The sequence below is a fragment of the Streptomyces sp. NPDC059582 genome, assembly GCF_042735715.1.
Lineage (GTDB): Bacteria > Actinomycetota > Actinomycetes > Streptomycetales > Streptomycetaceae > Streptomyces.
The window spans coordinates 1-17,510 of sequence record NZ_JBHWCC010000083.1 but is presented as its reverse complement, the minus strand read 5'-3'; the positions used below and the strand labels follow the sequence as shown (position 1 = coordinate 17,510).

The 17,510-nt window shown below is 72.2% G+C and carries 15 protein-coding genes; 8 read left to right on the top strand and 7 right to left on the bottom strand.

Annotated features, from left to right (window positions below):
* Positions 1 to 200 precede the first annotated feature (200 nt).
* Together ACFV0T_RS39760 and ACFV0T_RS39755 are read left to right on the top strand one after the other, a co-directional pair.
* Positions 201 to 779, top strand: a complete 579-nt coding sequence (locus ACFV0T_RS39760; protein ID WP_385790062.1) for a GNAT family N-acetyltransferase — start codon at positions 201 to 203, stop codon at positions 777 to 779.
* A 281-nt stretch (positions 780 to 1,060) separates the two neighbouring features.
* Positions 1,061 to 2,230 carry a winged helix-turn-helix domain-containing protein gene (locus tag ACFV0T_RS39755; protein ID WP_385790060.1) on the top strand — a complete coding sequence of 390 codons (1,170 nt, stop codon included), beginning with the start codon at positions 1,061 to 1,063 and terminating at the stop codon, positions 2,228 to 2,230.
* Positions 2,231 to 2,356: 126 nt separating this feature from the next.
* Here the strand turns inward: ACFV0T_RS39755 and ACFV0T_RS39750 are convergent, their stop codons facing one another.
* From ACFV0T_RS39750 to mtrA, 6 genes are all read right to left on the bottom strand, one after another.
* On the bottom strand, positions 2,357 to 3,100 hold the full coding sequence (locus tag ACFV0T_RS39750) for a response regulator (protein WP_385790058.1): 744 nt from the start codon (positions 3,098 to 3,100) through the stop codon (positions 2,357 to 2,359).
* A 203-nt stretch (positions 3,101 to 3,303) separates the two neighbouring features.
* Positions 3,304 to 3,996, bottom strand: a complete 693-nt coding sequence (gene hpf / locus ACFV0T_RS39745) for a ribosome hibernation-promoting factor, HPF/YfiA family (RefSeq protein ID WP_385790056.1) — start codon at positions 3,994 to 3,996, stop codon at positions 3,304 to 3,306.
* Between the two features lie 315 nt (positions 3,997 to 4,311).
* Positions 4,312 to 5,244 (bottom strand): ComF family protein, encoded by a 933-nt coding sequence (locus tag ACFV0T_RS39740; protein WP_385790054.1) that lies wholly within the window; start codon positions 5,242 to 5,244, stop codon positions 4,312 to 4,314.
* Between the two features lie 298 nt (positions 5,245 to 5,542).
* A complete protein-coding gene (locus ACFV0T_RS39735) occupies positions 5,543 to 7,384 on the bottom strand; it encodes an LpqB family beta-propeller domain-containing protein (RefSeq protein WP_385790052.1) in 1,842 nt (613 codons plus the stop codon).
* Entirely contained in the window at positions 7,374 to 9,440 is a 2,067-nt protein-coding gene (gene mtrB, locus ACFV0T_RS39730) for an MtrAB system histidine kinase MtrB (protein ID WP_385790050.1), read from the bottom strand. The genes ACFV0T_RS39735 and mtrB overlap by 11 nt, the downstream gene beginning before the upstream one ends.
* Before the next feature lies 1 nt (position 9,441).
* Positions 9,442 to 10,131: a two-component system response regulator MtrA gene (gene mtrA, locus ACFV0T_RS39725; RefSeq protein ID WP_187284748.1), complete on the bottom strand. Its 690-nt coding sequence runs from the start codon at positions 10,129 to 10,131 to the stop codon at positions 9,442 to 9,444.
* A gap of 50 nt (positions 10,132 to 10,181) precedes the next feature.
* On the opposite strand from mtrA, the gene ACFV0T_RS39720 reads away from it, so the two are divergent.
* Positions 10,182 to 10,433: a hypothetical protein gene (locus ACFV0T_RS39720; RefSeq protein WP_385790048.1), complete on the top strand. Its 252-nt coding sequence runs from the start codon at positions 10,182 to 10,184 to the stop codon at positions 10,431 to 10,433.
* Here ACFV0T_RS39720 and mtnA read toward each other — a convergent pair.
* Entirely contained in the window at positions 10,415 to 11,560 is a 1,146-nt protein-coding gene (mtnA, locus tag ACFV0T_RS39715) for an S-methyl-5-thioribose-1-phosphate isomerase (protein WP_385790046.1), read from the bottom strand. The genes ACFV0T_RS39720 and mtnA overlap by 19 nt on opposite strands.
* A gap of 140 nt (positions 11,561 to 11,700) precedes the next feature.
* Between mtnA and ACFV0T_RS39710 the strand changes: the two genes are divergently transcribed.
* The 5 genes from ACFV0T_RS39710 to ACFV0T_RS39690 are packed head-to-tail and all read left to right on the top strand — an operon-like array spanning position 11,701 to position 17,302.
* Entirely contained in the window at positions 11,701 to 13,023 is a 1,323-nt protein-coding gene (locus ACFV0T_RS39710; protein WP_385790044.1) for a hypothetical protein, read from the top strand.
* Between the two features lie 43 nt (positions 13,024 to 13,066).
* Positions 13,067 to 13,810 carry a DUF4129 domain-containing protein gene (locus tag ACFV0T_RS39705; protein ID WP_385790074.1) on the top strand — a complete coding sequence of 248 codons (744 nt, stop codon included), beginning with the start codon at positions 13,067 to 13,069 and terminating at the stop codon, positions 13,808 to 13,810.
* Positions 13,807 to 15,003 (top strand): DUF4350 domain-containing protein, encoded by a 1,197-nt coding sequence (locus tag ACFV0T_RS39700; RefSeq protein ID WP_385790042.1) that lies wholly within the window; start codon positions 13,807 to 13,809, stop codon positions 15,001 to 15,003. The genes ACFV0T_RS39705 and ACFV0T_RS39700 overlap by 4 nt, the downstream gene beginning before the upstream one ends.
* Positions 15,003 to 15,992 (top strand): AAA family ATPase, encoded by a 990-nt coding sequence (locus ACFV0T_RS39695; protein WP_385790040.1) that lies wholly within the window; start codon positions 15,003 to 15,005, stop codon positions 15,990 to 15,992. Before ACFV0T_RS39700 ends, ACFV0T_RS39695 begins: the two co-directional genes overlap by 1 nt.
* A complete protein-coding gene (locus tag ACFV0T_RS39690; protein WP_385790038.1) occupies positions 15,992 to 17,302 on the top strand; it encodes a DUF58 domain-containing protein in 1,311 nt (436 codons plus the stop codon). The genes ACFV0T_RS39695 and ACFV0T_RS39690 overlap by 1 nt, the downstream gene beginning before the upstream one ends.
* The last annotated feature ends 208 nt before the right edge of the window (positions 17,303 to 17,510 follow it).

Sequence of the window (17,510 nt, the reverse complement as noted above, 5' to 3'; positions counted from 1 at the left end):
CTGAGCAACGGCCATCGTATGCGAGGACCCCACCACGCCGGGAGGCCTGCTGTCACGACGACCGCCGTCTTCCATGGGGACAACGGCCGGGGTCCGCCGATGGTGCCGCGTCCCGGCGACGAATTGCGCGAAATGTGATCACCCGCTCACGCTCCGCGGAGGGATGGCGCGCGTCGCCCGACCCCGAGCAGAATCGGCCGATGGAACCCGTCACCCTGACCACCGGCCGCCTGGTCCTGCGCACCGTCGGCCCGGACGACAGCGACGCCGTGTACGCCGCCGCCCAGGACCCCGAGGTCCAGCGCTGGACCACGATCCCCTCGCCCTACCTGCCCGAGCACGCCCAGGGCTTCACGCGACAGCTGGTCCCGGACGGCTGGGCCGACGGCTCGATGTGCACGTTCGGCGTCTTCCTCCCCGAGGGGGAGCTGGTGGGCATGCTCGCCCTGACGATGCGCTCCCTGGGCACCGCGGAGATCGGTTTCTGGGCGACGAAGGAGCACCGCGGCAACGGCTACACCACCGAGGCCGCCCTGGCCGCCACCCGCTGGGCCTTCACCCGTCTCGCCGTCGACCGCGTCGAATGGCGCGCCGAGGTCGGCAACCACGCCTCCCGCGCGGTCGCGGAGAACACCGGCTTCACGATCGAGGGCACGCTGCGCTCCGCGATCAACAACAAGGGCGTACGAAGGGACTGCTGGGTGGGCTCGCTGCTGCCGTCGGACCTCGGACTGCCGTCGACGGCGCCGTATCTGCCCGCGCCCGCCCCTCAGGCGTAGCCGCGGGTCCTCGGGCGTAGCCGCGGGTCCTCAGGCGTAGCCGCGGGTCCTCGGGCGAAGCCGCGGGTCCTCAGGCGTAGCCGCGGGTCCTCAGGCGAAGCCGCGGGTCCTCAGGCGTAGCCGCGGGTCCTCGGGCGAAGCCGCGGTCCCTGCGGCGTAGCCACGACGCCGGCCGTGCTCCGCTCCGTCGGCACGGCCGCGGCCGTGCCGACGGGCCTATGTGCCCGGGAAACCCGCTGGTCACGTCGCACTGTCAGTCCCACCCCCTATCGTGCGGGAGCATGACGACCCCGCGCCCCACACACCTCTCGGCTGACGACGCCCGTCGCATCGTGCTCCGCGCACAGGGCTTCCTCGGCGCCCCCGACCGTCGGGCCGGCGTCCGCGGTGTCCTCCGTCACCTCGGCGCGGTCCAGCTCGACACCATCTCGGTCCTCGCCCGCTCCCACGAGCTCATCCCGTACGCCCGCCTCGGCGCCGTCGGCCGCAGGACGGTGGAGGACGCCTACTGGACGGACACCCACGCCTTCGAGTACTGGTCGCACGCCGCCTGCATCCTCCCCATCGAGGAGTGGCCCCACTTCGCCTTCCGCCGCCGCGCCTACCGCGGCCGCCCCCACTGGAACCACGACCTCCCGGACGGCACCTACGCCCAGGTCATCAAGCAACTGCGCGCCGAGGGCCCCCTCACGGCGACGGAGCTGGGCGGCGCGAAGAAGACCAGCGAGTGGTGGGACTGGTCCGGCACGAAGGTCGCCGTCGAGCGCGCGCTGATGTACGGCGAGGTGGTCTGCGTCGAGCGCCGCGGCTGGAAGCGCGTGTACGACCTGGCCGAGCGGGCGATCCCGGCCGCGCTGCTGCACGACGAACTGGACGACGCCGAATGCCTGCGCCGCCTGGTCCGGCTGGCCGGCGAGTCGTTGGGGGTCGGCACGCGCGCGGACATCGCCGACTACCACCGGCTCAAGGGCGAGCAGTTCGACGCGGTGGTCGCGGACTCGGGCCTGGTCCCGGTCACGGTGGAGGGCTGGGGCAAACCGGCATGGGCGGACCCGGCGGCGCTGGAGAGCGTCCCGCGCGGCCGCCACCGCACCACGCTGCTGTCCCCGTTCGACTCGCTGGTCTGGGAGCGGGCACGCACCGAGCGGATCTTCGGCTTCACCCATCGCCTGGAGGCCTACGTCCCCAAGCCCAAGCGCGTCTACGGCTACTTCGCGATGCCGGTCCTGGCCGGCGGCCGGCTGGTAGGCCGCGTGGACCCGGCCCGTGAGGGGCGCACGCTCGTCGCCAAGCAGGTCTCCCTGGAGGGCGCGAAGGCGGTCCCGGCGGTGGCCGAGGCCCTGGTGGAGGCGGCGAGCTGGGTGGACTGCACGGACGTGCGCGTGGAGCGGGTGGACGCGCCGGACCTGCGCGAGCCCCTCGCCAGAGAGCTCGCCCGCGCCCTCGCCTAGGACCGGGCGCCGGGCCTTTGCTGCCCGGTCCGGGATCGCGCACCGCGCCCCGGACCTGTCCGGTCCGGGCGGTTCCGGCGGTCCGGTCCGGGCGGTTCCGGCGGTCCGGTCCGGGCGGTTTGGCCGCTACCGGATCTCGAGGATCTTCTCCCGCATCGCGTACACCACCGCCTCCATCCTGGAGTGCAGTTGCAGCTTCTCCAGGATGTTGCGCACGTGGTTCTTCACCGTGTTCTCGGAGATGAACAACTCCTTGGCGATGTCCCGGTTGTTCATCCCGGTGGCGACGAGCTTGAGCACTTCCAGCTCACGGTCCGTCAGTCGCGGCGCGGGCACCAGACGGCGTTCGTCGGTCCGCTGGATCATCGACTTGAACTCGGTGAGCAGCTTCGACGCCATGGAGGGGCTGATCTGCGACTGTCCGTCGGCCACCGCACGGATGGCCGTGGCCACCTCGTCCGTGGAGATCTCCTTCAGGAGGTAACCGGTCGCACCGGCCTTGATCGCCTCGTAGAGATCCGCTTCCTCGTCGCTGATCGTCAACATGATGATCTTGGCGCTGGGTGCCACCTCCTTGATGGAGGTGCACGCCTCGATGCCGCCGCGCTTCGGCATCCTGACGTCCATCAGGATGATGTCCGGCAGCAGATCGGCGGCCTTGTCGACGGCCTCGGCACCATCCCCCGCCTCGCCCACGACCTGGATGTCCTCCTCGGCCGCGAGCACGATCTCCAGACCACGGCGGAACAGGGCGTGGTCGTCCACGACAAGGACTCTGATCGGTTCCTTACGTGAAGTGCCCGCGTCCGGGCCCATGCCGACGACGCCGTCGGCATCGCCGTCATGCATCGGTCCGAAGCTGTCCGCCATCGTTCCTCCCCCTGAAGGCTGTGGCCGGTCCTGTGCCACCGCCAACCCAAGGCAACGGCCCACCGGTTGAGCCGTTGTCCCCCATGATTTCATGCCCGGACCGCAAAACGGTGACAGAGCGGCACGCCAAGCGGGCGCACATCGGTGCCCCTGGGAGCGCACGCGCACTCCAGGGGCACCGCCTCAGCTGTCATCCGTGAAGGTCAGCCACCCAGCGCACCGCCCGCGTCGGGGGAGTGGGCCTGGGTCACCATCGTGTCCGTGCTGAGGTGGATCACACCGTAGTCGTACGCGTGCCGCCGGTAGACGACGCTGGGGTCCTTGGTCTCGGAGTCGACGAACAGATAGAAGTCGTGTCCGACCAGCTCCATCTCGTAGAGAGCCTGGTCGAGCGTCATGGGGGCGGCGACGTGGGTCTTCTCGCGGACCACCAGGGGGCCGTCACCCTGCACTTCCAGCGAGCCGATCTTCTTCGTGGGGACGCTGTCCGAGTTGTCCGTCGGGACGGGATGGCCGTTGCCGTTGAGCGTCGCCACTCCTGGGACGTGGTCGGCGACCTCCGCTGCCGTGAGCCGGCGAGCGCCACGACGCGTGTACCGCTTGTCGTGCTGCTTGCGCAGCCGGGCGTCCAGCTTCTCCGCTGCCAGGTCGAGCGCCGCGTACGGATCGCTGGCCGCTGCCTCCGCCCGGATCACCGGCCCGCGGGAGCGGAGCGTGATCTCCACTCGGTCACAGCGGTCGGCCTGTCGGGGGTTGGGCTCCTTGGACACCTCGACGTCGAGGCTGATCACCTTGCCATCGAGCTTCTGGATCTTCTCCAGGTTCAGCTTGTCGGCCACGTGCTTGCGGAACCGCTCGGGCACCTCGGTCTTGCGGCCCTTGACGACGATGTCCACGCAGAACTCCGTTCCCGGATCGCCCCGCATCAGCGGCGGAGCATCTCCCTTTTGCACCAGGCTCCGGTGAGGTCCGGAGCCTCGGACTCGGTGACGTCCACCTCCTCCTCCCCCATGGGCAAGATCTACACCCCCGGCGCTGCGGCCGATAGCGCAAAACCACAGCGCGGCATTGGGATATGCGAGGGGTGGCCTGCGGCTTTCCCTCACAACCGAACATATCTCGCCCGGACGGATGTCGTCACCCTCTACCGCGGCGTACCTCCGTTCAGGTGAATTGACCGTCTCATTACCTGCAACGATGCAAGTTTGCAGTCAGTTCCGGTTTAATTCGAAAGAATCGGACGGCGCTGCGATCACAGCGGCGCAGATCAGGCCGCGGATCCCGTCCGGCTCCGCGCTCGCCCGTCCGGCCCGTTCCGGATCCGGTCTCCCTTCGGTCGTCCCGTCCGTTCGTTCCTCTCTGCCTTCCCGACCTGTCCGCGGATACACGGGCTGCACCCCCACGAACCCATGACCGACCGCCGCTTCCGGCCTCCCGTACGCACGCGCCCCCGAGGTCTCCGCCCGGACGGCCCGTGCCGCCTCGGCGAGGGAGGCACCGGTCGTCATCAGGTCGTCGACGAGCACGACCGGCCCAGCGTCCAACAGCCGCCCCGCACCGGACGCCACCGTCAGCGCGCCCGCGAGATTGTCCATCCGCTGCCGGGCGTCCAGTCCCGCCTGGTCGGCCACCTCCCGCCGCTGCCGCAGCACGGCGAGCACCCGGGCAGGCGTCCCGGTGCGCCGCAGCTCACCGGCCGCCGCGAGCGCGATCCGCCGCGTCGGGTCGTGTCCCCGCGCCCGCACCGCACGCCGCCCGGACGGCACGGGAACGAGCAGCACCGGCGCGTCCCCCTCCGTCCCCGGGTCACGCCCGGAGCCCGCGACAGCCACGCGCACCCGTGTCCCGGCCTCCGCGAGCCCCGCGCGCACGGCTCCCGCCAGAGCCGTGCCGAGCGGCCCCGCGAGCGCCAGCGCGCCCCGTTCCTTGTGGGCCAGCAACACAGCCCGCGCCTCGTCCGCGTACCGGGCCGCCGCGTGCACGACCGGCAACCCGGACGGCTCCGGCGCCGGTCGTACCCGGCACGGTACGGCCCCGCCCAGCGCGGCACGGCACTCGTCGCAGAGCACCGTGCGAGGCCGTCCGCAGCCTCCGCACTCGGCCGGCAGCACCAGGTCGGTGAGATCCCGCCACCACCCCCGCATGAACACCACTGTGCCCACGCCGACGCGACCCCGCCATGCCTGTGGAAAACGCCCTGTGGAAAACCCCGCGCAATGCCGCGGGCCGGTCACCCACACGCGCAACGGCAGCCGCAAAAAAGCGGATGGCCGCCTCCGCACGGGGTATCCCCGAACGGAAACGGCCACCCGTCTCGCTCTCGCTCCGGGACGCGCCCCCGGAATCATCCCGGTTCCCGCTCCCGGAATCCCGTTCCGAAATCTCTCCCGAAATGATTCCGGCGGGACCGAAAACCCGCACCGGACCGGACGACCGGCGCGCTCACCCCGGATAAATCGGCGCCGACCCGTCCTTGACCACCTTCTGCCACTGCGCCCCCGTGGGCAGCCGTACGATCCCGTCCTCCGAGTACGCCACCAGCGGCAGCCGCTCGTCCTCGGCCGCGGCGATCTCCTTCACCCCGGTCAGGGCGGCGGGCGCGGGCCCCTCCGGCACGGACCCGTCGACCTGGACGTACCGCATCTGCTGCACGCCCCCCTGCTCACGCCCGACCACCACGAGCCGGCTGTCGCCGGCCCACGCCATGGTCGTGACCTCCTCCAGCTCGGTCGTCGCGGGACGCAGTTCGAGGACCGAGACGACCGGCCGTTCGCCGTCCTTCTCGTCCCGCTCGATCCGTCCGATGAGCAGCGACCCCTTGCCGTTCTTCTCCACCACGAGCGCGACCCGCACCCCGTCGGCGGCCACCCGTACGTCCCTGATGCGCCCGTCCAGTCCCGGCGTACGCACCTCCAGCGGCTGGCCGGCGCCCTGCTCCAGCAGCAGCAGCCGCGGGTCGGCCGGGTCGCGGTCGGCCACCCAGAGGTCACCCCGCGCGTCCCAGCTGGGCGTCGTCAGCCGGTCGGCCTCGGTCTGGCCCTGGCTGCGCAGCACGGGCTCCCCGAGCGAACTGCCCGAGACCAGCGCCCCGACGTACAGCGTCTTACCGTCGTAGCTCACACCGGCCGCCATGTGCTCGTCCCGCGACACGGCCGCCGCGCGCAGTTCCTTGGCGCCCTCGCCGAGCGCCCCCGGCACCGGGTCCGCCTTCGTCTCGCTGCTGCCGGCCGGGATACGCACCAGCCGGTGCTTGCCGTCGACGAAGTACAGGTACTCGGCGTGCTTCGCCGAGCCCCGGGACGCGACCGTCGTGGCCCGGTCCTCGCCGAGCGAGCACAGCCGGGTGCCGCCCGCCCGCAGCTCGACCTCGTCCACCGCCGGGGTGAGGTTCTGCAACGTGAACAGGAGCTGGGCCGCCATCTCGTCGCACTGGGTCTGCCCGACCCGGGCGGCCTTGGCGTTCAACGGCACGGTCAGCATGTTCTGGTCGTCGGGCGTCAGCGAGGTGACGCCGTTCGCCAGCGCAGTACCGGTGGGAAAGCTCGACCTGACCACCGGCCGCAGCCAGCCGGTCGGACCGTTGAGCAGGGAACGCACCATCTCCGTCATCGGATCGACGCGCTCACGCACGTACACGGGATCGGCGACGGCCGCCGACTGCCCGTTCGCCTCATCGGCGCTGTTCGAGGCGTTCGAGGCGAAGTAGTACTTGTTGACGGACATGTAGTTGCGCTCGAAGTCCGACTTGCCCATGACGACGCCCTGCGGCAGCCCGTCGATGCGCCACTGCCCGGTCTTCCGGTTCTTCGTGAGGTGCACCGACTGGCTGTAGCGCCCGGAGGCGGGCGCGTAGGCCTGCTGCGCGTCCACGCCGGCGACCGTGGTGCCGGTCAGCGTGAACGTGAGGTCGTCGCCGTCCACCCGGCCGCCCGCGGGGCCGGCCTCGGTCCCCGGCCCGTCCGCCAGGACCGTGGTGGCCGCCTCCGGCCTCCACGTCTGCCTGGCCTCACCCGTCAGGTATTGGCGTGCCGTGGCATAACTCGGATCGTCGCTGGTCAGCGACTCCAGAAAGCCCTGGACGATCTCCGAGGGCGGTGCGTCCTCCCGCGGCGGCATGGCGAACACCCGCACCTGGGTGTCCTGTCGCGGCGTCGACTCGACACCGCGCAGGTCCCCGTCGTCGGGCATCGACGCACACCCCGCCAGCACCACGACGCCACAGGCGGCGTAGGCCACCGCGCGTCCCGGCATCCGCCGGGCGCCCCCCTCGCGGTCAGCGCCCACGAAATGCCTCCCCATGCTCGTCCGCGTCCTTCGGCCCGATGTCCCGGCGGGACGCGACCGCCTCCACGGCGGGCGGGTCGTCCTGTCTTCGCCCGGCCGGGCCGGGACGGGGCACCACGCGCGCGCCGTTGCCGGGCAGCGCCGTCGGGTCGGCCGTGGCCGTCGCGGCGGCCGGCCGGGGCCCCAGGGGTGCCCTCGAGGACGACGCCTGGTCGCCGGCCTGCTGCACCGGCACGGTGGCGGCCTTCTCGCCTCCCCCACGCGGCAGACCGGCCTCGTCGAGTCCACGGTTGCGCCGCGAGTCCTTGGGCTCCAGCGGTATCGGCGAACCCCGCAGCGGCTCGTCCGCGGTGCGCGGCAGCGTCAGCCGGAACTGCGAACCGCCGCCCGGCTCGCCCCACGACTGGAGCCAGCCGCCGTGCAGCCGCGCGTCCTCCAGGGCGATCGACAGCCCCAGACCCGTACCACCGGTGGTACGCGCGCGTGCCGGGTCCGCCCGCCAGAAGCGGCTGAAGACGCGGGTCGCCTCGCCGGGCTTGAGCCCGACGCCGTAGTCGCGCACCGCGACCGCGACCGCCCCGCCCGCCGAGGCGAGCTTGACGACGACGTCCTTGCCCTCGCCGTGCTCCACGGCGTTGACCACGAGGTTGCGCAGCACCCGCTCCACCCGCCGGGCGTCCGCCTCGGCGACGACGGGCTGCTGGTCGCCGACGACCCGTATCGTCGTGCCCTTGCGCTCGGCCAGCGGCTCGGCACCGCTGACCACCCGCCGCACGACCTCCCTGAGGTCTATCGCCTCGGCCTCGAGCGCCGCCGCGCCCGCGTCGAAGCGGCTGATCTCCAGCAGGTCCGCGAGCAGCGTCTCGAACCGGTCCAGCTGGTCGGCGAGCAGCTCGGCCGACCGCGCGGTCACCGGGTCGAAGTCCACGCGCGCGTCATGGATGACATCGGCGGCCATCCGTACGGTCGTCAACGGCGTGCGCAGCTCGTGCGACACGTCGGACACGAACCGCCGCTGCATCCGCGACAGGTCCTCCAGCTGCTGGATCTTCAGCTGGAGGTTCTGCGCCATCTTGTTGAAGGCCTCGCCGAGCCGCGCGATGTCGTCCTCGCCGGTGACCTTCATCCGTTCCTGGAGGCGCCCGGCGGAGAGCCGCTCCGCGATCCCGGCGGCCATCCGCACGGGGGTGACGACCTGCCGCACCACGAGCCACGCGATGGCCCCGAGGAGTACGACGACGAAGAGGCCGGCGGTCGCGAGCGTGCCCTTGACCAGACTCAGGGACTTCTCCTCCTGCGTGAGCGGGAAGAGGTAGTACAGCTGGTACGGGTCGCCGTTCGGGTCGTTGACCTGTTTGCCGATGACCAGAGCCGGCTGGGAGTCCTTGCCGTCGTCCTTGTAGATGATGCGCGTGTACTTCTGCGCGGCCGCCGTACTGCTGTCGATCCGCGCGCGCAGGTCCTCGGGCACGCTCGTGGTCGGGTCGACACCGCCGGAGGCACGCGGCCCCCGTCCGCCGCCGCTCTCGTCGCCCGCGGGCAGCGTCACCACGTCGAAGGCGCCCTGGCCGCCGCTGGAGAGCGACGACACCAGGTTGCTCATCCACTCGATGACGTTCTGGGAGGGCCGGCCGTCCACCGCGGAGGCGTCGCCGCCGTCGGTACCGGCCGCCGCCTCGTCGGCCTTCTGCTTGGCCACCGCGAAGCCGCCCGTGGCCTGGCTCTGCGACGCCTTCACCTTCGCGTCCAGCAGACCGTTGCGCACCTGCCCGATGACGACGAAGCCCAGCAGCAGGACGACGCCCAGCGACATCAGCAGCGTCGTGGCGACGACCTTGAGCTGGATGTTGCGCCGCCACAGCCGCATGACGGGCAGCAGCGGCCGGCGCACCCAGCGTGTGAACAGCCGGAGCACCGGGCTGCCCTGGACTCCACCCTGGAACAGGCCGCCCTGCCACAGGCGTCCCCAGCGGGAGCCCGCCGCCTTCCGGCCGACAGGCCGCCCGGCTCGGGTCCCGTTGCGCCCGGGCGCCGAAGCGGCACTGTCACCGGACATGTCAGCTCGGTCCTGCCTTGTAACCCACGCCACGGACGGTCACCACGATCTCCGGCCGCTCCGGGTCCTTCTCGACCTTGGAGCGCAGCCGCTGTACGTGCACGTTGACCAGACGAGTGTCCGCCGCGTGCCGGTAGCCCCACACCTGCTCCAGCAGCACCTCACGCGTGAACACCTGCCACGGCTTGCGGGCCAGCGCGACCAACAGGTCGAACTCCAGCGGCGTCAGCGCTATCGACTGCCCGTCCCGCTTCACGGAGTGACCGGCCACGTCGATGACCAGATCGCCGATGGCGAGCTGCTCCGGCGCCGGCTCCTCCGACCTCCGCAGCCGCGCCCGGATCCGGGCGACCAGCTCCTTCGGCTTGAACGGCTTCACGATGTAGTCGTCGGCACCGGACTCCAGGCCCACCACGACATCGACGGTGTCGCTCTTCGCCGTGAGCATCACGATCGGCACCCCGGACTCCGCCCTGATCAGGCGGCACACCTCGATACCGTCCCGACCGGGCAGCATCAGGTCCAGGAGCACCAGGTCGGGCTTGCTCTCACGGAAAGCGGCCAGCGCCTTGTCACCGTCGGCTACGAAAGACGGCTCAAAACCTTCACCACGCAGCACAATGCCGAGCATCTCGGCCAGTGCGGTGTCGTCGTCGACGACAAGGACTCGTCCCTTCATAAACGACATCATCCCATTCTCATAACGGTGAAGGAGCTGCAGGTGAGCAGGGTCACCGGCCAGTGACGATAGTCGTACTCGGCCGTCACTGTCTGCCCTCGATCGCGGACATCGCCCTCGACGCCGGTGTCCGACGCCGGGCGGGCGGCCTCCCGGCCGCCGCCGGGACGGCCGTTTCGCGGCGCTCGGACCCCCGCACGAACGCCTCGGACCACCCCCGTACGAACGCCTCGGACCACCCCCGTACGAACGCCCTCGAACTGCCGCCCGAACCCCCGGCCCCCGCCAGGTCGCCTCAGCCCGTCGTCGCCTGAGGCGACCTGGCGCACAGCTCCGCCAGCGCCTCGGCCGTCACGGGAGAGACGACACCCTCCTCGGTGACGATCGCCGTCACCAGCTCCGGCGGCGTGATGTCGAACGCGGGGTTGTACGCCTGGGTTCCCAACGGTGCCACCGGAATCCCGCCGCCGCCCGCTCCCGCCGACTGCACCTGCGGGGCTGTGAGCTCGGTCACCTCTGATCCGGGACGCTGCTCGACCTCGATCGCCGCCCCGTCCGGCGTCTCCGGGTCCACCGTCGTCACCGGCGCGACCACGACGAACGGCACATGGTGATACCGCGCGAGCACCGCGAGCGGGTAGCTCCCCACCTTGTTCGCCACCGAACCGTCGGCCGCGATGCGGTCGGCCCCGATCAGCACCGCGTCCACCTCACCCGCCGCGAACAGCGAACCCGCCGCGTTGTCCGTGAGCAGCGTGTACGCCATGCCGGTACGGGCCGCCTCGTAGGCGGTCAGCCGAGCACCCTGAAGCAGCGGACGCGTCTCGTCCACCCACAGGCGCCGCAGCCGCCCCACCCGGTGCGCGGCGAGGGCCACCGCGAACGCCGTGCCCTCCCCGCCCGACACCAGCGATCCGGTGTTGCAGTGCGTGAGCACACGGTGCCCGCCGCCCGGCAGCAGCTCGTCGAGCAGCGCCAGCCCGTGCGCGGCCATCCGCGCACTGGCCTCGGCGTCCTCCCGGTGCAGCTGCCGCGCCGCCGCCAGCGCCGCCCCGGCCGCCTGCCGCTCGCCGCCGTCGCGGGCGAGCGCGGCCGCGTACGCCGACCGCGCCCTGTCGACGCCGACGGAGAGGTTCACCGCCGTGGGCCGGGCACCGGCCAGCGCGGTCGCCGCGTCGTCCACGTCGAACCCGCGCGCGGCGGCGAGCGCGACACCGTACGCCCCGGCGATGCCGAGCACCGGCGCCCCGCGCACCGCGAGCGAACGGATCGCCTCCACCAGCGCGGACGCGTCCGTACAGACCAGTTCGACCTCCTCGGCCGGCAGCCTCGTCTGGTCCAGGAGCACCAGTACCGGGCCTTCGGGTGGCTCTTCCCAACGGATCACGGGTATCTCGGTCGGCCGTTTGTCCTCGCCGGATTGCGCGTACTGATCAGCCATGCGGTCAGTCTGCCCCGTATCCGGCGGACAATTGAAGGTGTGCAGCCCCTACCGCGGCCGGTCACCCGATGACCACCCCATGGCACGATGTCTGCCAACCTTCCGCCGCGACCGCGGACGGGCACCGTGAAGGAGCGACGATGAACGACACTCCGGGCTGGGCCTCGCCCGGATCCGCCCCGTCCGACGGGCAGGAGCCCGGCACTTCGGGCCCTGCCGAGCCCGCCGACCGACCCGATCCCGCGCAGCCCGCGGGCCGCCCGGACGCAGACCCGCAGAACCCCGGCGCGAAGTGGTCCCAGGTCCAGCCGCCACCCGCCCAGTGGTCCGCGCCGACCGGCCCGCAGCACCCCGGCCAGGCCCCGCCGCCCCCGCCGCCCGGCCCGGGCTGGGGCAACCAACCCCCTGCTCCCGTCCGGGGCTACGCCGGTCCCGGCGGCCGCCCCGGCTGGGGAACGGGCTGGGGCGGCCCGCCGCCCGCCGCCAAGCCCGGCGTGATCCCGCTGCGCCCGCTCGGCGTCGGCGAGATCCTCGACGGCGCGGTCTCCACCATGCGCACCCACTGGCGCACGGTGCTGGGCTTCTCGCTGGCCGTCGCGGTCGTCACGGAGATCGTCGTCGTCCTGCTGCGGGGTCTCGTCCTGGACGAGACCGCCGGCACCGAGGCCCTCGACGACCCGAACGCGACCGTGAGCGAACTGACCCGGGCCATGGGCAACTCCCTGCTCGACTCCGGAGTCCTCCTGCTGATCTCCCTGATCGGCACCATCATGGCGACCGCCCTGCTCACCGCGGTCACCAGCCGCGCGGTCCTCGGCAAGTCGGTGACCATGGGCGAGGCCTGGCGCGACGCCCGGCCGCAGGTCGCGAAACTGTTCGGCCTGATCTTCCTGCTCCTGCTCCTCACGTTCGGTGTCGCCCTCGCGGGCACGGTGCCCGGCATCCTCGTCGCCGTCGCGGGAGCCGACGCGGCGGGCGCCGCCCTCGCCGTCCTGGGCGGCCTGGGCTCCAGCCTCGTGGCCCTGTGGCTGATGGTCCGCTACTCGCTGGCCTCGCCCGCGCTGATGCTGGAGAAGCAGAGCATCCTGAAGTCGATGAGCCGCTCCGCGAAGCTCGTACGCGGCGCCTGGTGGCGGGTCTTCGGCATCCAGCTGCTCGGCGCGTTCATCGCGAACATCATCGCCGCGATCGTCGTCGTCCCCTTCACCTTCCTCGCCGCCGCCCTCAGCGGAGGCGGCGTCTCCGGCTTCCTCACCAGCAGCAGCGACTACGGATGGACGTTCCTCGTCATCAGCGGAATCGGCGCGGTGATCGGGTCCATGATCACGTTCCCGATCAGCGCGGGCGTCACCGTGCTCCTGTACATCGACCAGCGCATCCGCCGCGAGGCCCTCGACCTCGACCTGGCCCGCGCCGCGGGCGTCCAGGACTACGGCACCTCCGGCGCCACACCAGGGAGCTGATGCGGTGAGCCCGACGGGGGGAGTTCTCACAACGGTGCCGGCACTGCCACGCACCATCGACACGGCCGTACGGTCCCTGCTGCGCGCCGGCGACACCTCCGCGGTGTCCCTGGCGCGCTCCGGCGACGAACCGCCGGTGACGATCGGACGGGATCCCGCACGCGAGGCGGCCCGGCACGAGCTGTCCAAGGGCGTGTACCACCAGAACGACCCCGGCCTGTTCGAACGCGCCCTGGACGCCTTCTGGAACTGGCTCGGCAAACTCCTCGACGCCACCTCGACCGCGACGCCCGGAGGAACACTCGGACTGGTCGTGATCATCCTGGCCGTGATCGCCGTGCCGGCCGCCCTGTGGTGGCGCCTGGGCACCCCCCGCCGCCAACCCGTCTCCTCCCCCGCCTTGTTCGACGACCGCCCCCGCACCGCCGCCGAACACCGATCGGCCGCCGAGGCCCACGCCGCCCAGGGCCACTGGAACCAGGCCGTCCAGGAGCGCATGCGGGCCATCGTGCGCTCCCTGGAGGAACGCGCCCTCCTCGACATCCGCCCCGGCCGCACCGCCGACGAGGCCGCCGCGGAGGCGGGCCGCGCACTGCCCGACCACACCGACCGGCTGCGCACCGCCGCGCGGGACTTCGACGACGTGACGTACGGCGGACGCAGGGCGAGCGAGCAGTCGTACCACCGCATCGCCGAGCTCGACCGCGACCTGGAACGCACCAAGCCCGCGCTCGCGAGCAGCGCACCCGGCACGGCCCACAACGCCCGCCAGGGAGCCGCCGAATGACCCTCGAGGCCACGCTCCCGTCCACCTCGGTCTCGCCCACCGCCCGAGGACTGTGGACCCGCGCGCGAGGCATCGCCCTCGCCCTCGTCCTCCTCCTGGCGGGGGCTGTCGCGATCGCGATCGTCCGCTCCGACGCCCGCCACGGCGGACTCGACCCGCGCTCCGCCGACCCCTACGGCAGCCGCGCCGTAGCCGAGCTCCTCGCCGAACGCGGCGTCGACACGCGCGTGGTGACGACACTGGACGAAGCCCGCGCCGCGGCCGCCCCGGACATCACTCTCCTGGTCGCCGTCCCCGACCTGCTGACGCAGGGCCAGCAGAGCCGGCTGCACTCCGCCACCGCCGGCACCGGCGGCCGCACCGTCCTCGTCGCCGCCGGCAGCTCGTCCGTCGAAAAACTCGTACCCGGAGTCACCGCGGACCCCGCCACCAGCCTCGACTCGACGCTGTCCCCGGCCTGCGACCTGCCCGCCGCCCGGCGCGCGGGCACCGCCGACACCGGCGGCATCCGCTACACCACCACCCACCTGGACGCGGACGAGTGCTACCCCAGCCAGCGCCTGGCCACCCTGCTCCTCGTCCCGGACGCCTCCGGCGGCGGTGACACCGTCGTGCTCGGCGCGCCCGACATCCTCTACAACGACACCCTCGACGAGCAGGGCAACGCCTCGCTCGCCCTTCAACTCCTCGGCTCCCGCCCTCATCTGGTCTGGTACCTCCCCTCGCTCTCCGACGACTCGGTCACCGACCCGGCCGACGAGAAGAGCCTCTTCGACCTGCTCCCGTCCGGCTGGCTCTGGGGCACCCTGCAACTCTCCTTCGCCGCGGTCCTGGCCGCCCTGTGGCGGGCACGCCGATTCGGCCCCCTCGTGCCGGAAAGACTCCCCGTGGCGATCCGTGCCTCCGAAGCCGCCGAAGGCCGCGCCCGCCTCTACCGCAAGGCGAACGCCCGCGACCGCGCGGCCGCCGCGCTTCGCTCCACCACCCGCACCCGCCTCGCCCCCCTCGTAGGCGTCCCCGTGCCCCAGGCACACGCGCCCGAGGCCCTGCTCCCCGCCCTGTCCGCCCACCTCCACGGCGACGGACAGTCCCTGCACCCCCTGCTCTTCGGCCCGCCGCCCAGCGACGACACGGCCCTGATCGCACTCGCCGACCAACTCGACGCCCTCGAAAGAGAGGTACGCCGTCCATGATGGCCCCGACCACTGACAACGCCGGGTACACCGGGGATCAGGGCAACGCCCGGAACTCCCTGGAAGCCCTGCGCGCCGAGATCGCCAAAGCCGTGGTCGGCCAGGACCCCGCCGTGACCGGCCTCGTCGTCGCCCTGCTGTGCCGCGGACACGTTCTCCTCGAAGGAGTCCCCGGAGTCGCCAAAACGTTGCTCGTCCGCGCCCTCGCGGCCGCGCTCGAACTCGACACCAAGCGCGTCCAGTTCACCCCGGACCTGATGCCGAGCGACGTGACCGGCTCCCTGGTCTACGACACCCGCAGCGCCGAGTTCTCCTTCCAGCCCGGCCCTGTGTTCACCAACCTCCTGCTCGCCGACGAGATCAACCGCACGCCCCCCAAGACCCAGTCGTCCCTCCTCGAAGCCATGGAGGAACGCCAGGTCACGGTCGACGGCACCCCCCGCCTCCTCCCCGACCCCTTCCTGGTCGCCGCGACCCAGAACCCGGTCGAGTACGAGGGCACGTACCCCCTGCCCGAGGCCCAACTGGACCGGTTCCTGCTCAAACTGACGATCCCTCTGCCCTCCCGCCAGGACGAGATCGACGTACTGACCCGCCACGCCGAGGGCTTCAACCCACGCGACCTGCGCGCCGCCGGCGTACGCCCCGTGGCAGGCCCGGCCGACCTGGAGGCGGCGCGCGCCGCGGTCGCCAAGACGACGGTCTCTCCGGAGATCACGGCCTATGTGGTGGACATCTGCCGTGCCACCCGCGAGTCCCCGTCCCTCACCCTCGGCGTCTCCCCGCGCGGCGCCACCGCCCTCCTGGCCACCTCACGCGCGTGGGCCTGGCTCACAGGCCGCGACTACGTCATCCCCGACGACGTGAAGGCCCTGGCCCTGCCCACGCTCCGCCACCGCGTCCAGCTCCGCCCGGAGGCGGAGATGGAGGGCGTGACGGCCGACTCGGTCATCAACGCGATCCTCGCCCACGTTCCCGTCCCGCGCTGATGGCACTCACCGGACGGGCCGCCCTCCTGGCGGCACTCGGCTCCGTCCCCATCGGCATCTGGGCCCCCGGCTGGACGGGCATCCTCGCCGTGAACGGCCCCCTGGCCCTGGCGTGCGCCTGCGACTTCGCCCTCGCGGCACCCGTACGTCGCCTGGGCCTGACCCGCTCCGGCGACACCTCGGCACGCCTCGGCGAGGCCGCCGACGTCACCCTCACCGTCACCAACCCCACCCGGCGCCCGCTGCACGCCCGACTCCGCGACGCATGGCCGCCGAGCAGCTGGGAGCCCGGCACGGAAGGCCCCGCCTCCCGCCACCTCCTACAGGTCCCCGCGGGCGAACGCCGGCGCGTCACCACCCGGCTCCGCCCCACCCGCCGAGGCGACCGCCAGGCGGACCGCGTGACGATCCGCTCCTACGGCCCCCTGCGTCTGTTCTCCCGGCAGGGCACCCACGACGTCCCCTGGACGGTGCGTGTCCTGCCGCCCTTCACCAGCCGCAAGCACCTCCCGTCCAAGCTCGCCCGTCTGCGCGAACTCGACGGTCGCACCAGCCTGCTCACCCGGGGTGAGGGCACAGAATTCGACAGCCTACGCGAGTACGTCCCCGGCGACGACACCCGCTCCATCGACTGGCGCGCCACGGCCCGCCAGACCACGGTCGCCGTACGCACCTGGCGTCCCGAACGCGACCGCCACATCCTGCTGGTCCTCGACACCGGCCGCACCTCGGCCGGTCGTGTGGGCGACGCTCCCCGCCTCGACGCGTCGATGGACGCGGCACTGCTGCTCGCCGCCCTGGCCTCCCGCGCCGGCGACCGAGTCGACCTGCTCGCCTACGACCGCCGGGTACGCGCCCTCGTCCAGGGCCGAACCGCCCGCGACGTCCTGCCGTCCCTGGTCGACGCGATGGCCACACTCGAACCCGAACTGGTCGAGACGAACGCCCGCGGCCTCACGGCCACCGCACTTCGTACGGCCCCACGCCGCTCCTTGATCGTGCTGCTCACGACCCTCGACGCGGCCCCCGTGGAGGAGGGTCTCCTGCCTGTCCTCCCCCAGTTGACCCAGCGGCATACGGTGCTGGTGGCCTCGGTCGCCGACCCGCACATCGCCCGTATGGCGACGGCACGCGGCGACACGGACGCGGTCTACGCGGCAGCGGCCGCCGCTCAGGCCCAGTCGGAACGCCATCGCACCGCGGAACAGCTCCGCCGGCATGGTGTCACGGTCGTCGACGCGACTCCCGACGAACTGGCCCCCGCTCTGGCGGACGCGTACTTGGCTCTCAAAGCGGCGGGACGTCTCTGAAACGGACAAGGCCCACTCGGCCAACTGGGAGGGCTGGGCCCACGGCGGGCGAATCCTGGATCCAGGACTCGCCCGATCCGCTCTGAGCGCAAACGCAGAAAACCCCCGGCCGATAATCCCGGCCAGGGGTTTTCTCACAATTTGTTCGGCGGCGTCCTACTCTCCCACAGGGTCCCCCCTGCAGTACCATCGGCGCTGTAAGGCTTAG

Coding starts and splice junctions, on each gene's coding strand:
- ACFV0T_RS39760 (WP_385790062.1), top strand. CDS start 201: ATGGAACCCGTCACCCTGACCACCGGCCGCCTGGTCCTGCGCACCGTC.
- ACFV0T_RS39755 (WP_385790060.1), top strand. CDS start 1,061: ATGACGACCCCGCGCCCCACACACCTCTCGGCTGACGACGCCCGTCGC.
- ACFV0T_RS39750 (WP_385790058.1), bottom strand. CDS start 3,100: ATGGCGGACAGCTTCGGACCGATGCATGACGGCGATGCCGACGGCGTC.
- ACFV0T_RS39740 (WP_385790054.1), bottom strand. CDS start 5,244: ATGCGGGGGTGGTGGCGGGATCTCACCGACCTGGTGCTGCCGGCCGAG.
- mtrB (WP_385790050.1), bottom strand. CDS start 9,440: ATGTCCGGTGACAGTGCCGCTTCGGCGCCCGGGCGCAACGGGACCCGA.
- mtrA (WP_187284748.1), bottom strand. CDS start 10,131: ATGATGTCGTTTATGAAGGGACGAGTCCTTGTCGTCGACGACGACACC.
- mtnA (WP_385790046.1), bottom strand. CDS start 11,560: ATGGCTGATCAGTACGCGCAATCCGGCGAGGACAAACGGCCGACCGAG.
- ACFV0T_RS39710 (WP_385790044.1), top strand. CDS start 11,701: ATGAACGACACTCCGGGCTGGGCCTCGCCCGGATCCGCCCCGTCCGAC.
- ACFV0T_RS39700 (WP_385790042.1), top strand. CDS start 13,807: ATGACCCTCGAGGCCACGCTCCCGTCCACCTCGGTCTCGCCCACCGCC.
- ACFV0T_RS39695 (WP_385790040.1), top strand. CDS start 15,003: ATGGCCCCGACCACTGACAACGCCGGGTACACCGGGGATCAGGGCAAC.
- ACFV0T_RS39690 (WP_385790038.1), top strand. CDS start 15,992: ATGGCACTCACCGGACGGGCCGCCCTCCTGGCGGCACTCGGCTCCGTC.